Raw genomic sequence first — 793 nt, 5'->3', positions numbered from 1 at the left:
TCCATGAAGGTCGGGCCGTGGCCATCGACATCATGGTGATGCAGCTCGATCGCGTGTGCCGGCACCCCGAGGCTGAGGAGGTGGAGCAGGGCGGCAAGGCTGTCCTTGCCGCCACTGAATGCCACGACGAAGCGCCGGTAGGCGCCGAGGTCGGGGAGGGCGGCCGGAGCGGTCATGCCGCTTCACGGATCTGTTCCTCGGGTTCGGCCGAGGCGTCGAGGCCGGTTGCGCGGAGTAGATAGCCGGCTGCCGCTTCTGCCTTCGCCGCGGCGGTCATGATCGCGCGGCTATCCTTGCGCAGCACCTTCAACCACGAGCCGATATAGGCGGCGTGGTCGTCCATATGCGACGTCGGCAGACCAAGATCGGCACCGAGCAACGCTGAGGTCATCTCGGCGCAAAGCTCCTCGAACGCGTAGGCGTCGTCGCCGAAGCGCTTGCCGAACGTGCGATCGAGCCGGTCGGGATGGCCGGTCCAGTGGCCAGCCTCATGGGCGAGCGTGGAGGCGTGGTAGGCGCGGGTCGAGAATAGCTCGACGGGCGGCATCGTGATGCTGTCGGCGGTGCGGTCGTAGAACGCGCGATCGCCGCGCGTGTGGACGGTTGCCGGCAGCGCATCGAGGAAGCGCTGCGCGCGCTCGTGGAGCGCATCGGCCGGGGGCACGATGCTGACAGGGCTCGGGTAGAAGTCAGGAGACAGCCCGTCGATCTGGTCGCAATTGAACACGGCGTAGGAGCGCAGCACGCGCCGCATCTCGTCGGTCGTGTCGCCGGTGACGACGGATTCGACGGT

The 793-nt window shown here is 67.7% G+C and carries 1 protein-coding gene; it reads right to left on the bottom strand.

The window, feature by feature from the left end:
- Positions 1–172: 172 nt before the first annotated feature.
- Positions 173–793: ArdC family protein (locus IE187_RS21125; RefSeq protein WP_189677958.1), on the bottom strand; the 621-nt coding region annotated here is incomplete at its 5' end.

Source organism: Sphingomonas glacialis (assembly GCF_014653575.1).
Lineage (GTDB): Bacteria > Pseudomonadota > Alphaproteobacteria > Sphingomonadales > Sphingomonadaceae > Sphingomonas > Sphingomonas glacialis.
Note: the sequence above shows the minus strand (reverse complement) of the source record. Positions and strands in the feature narration are given on the sequence as shown.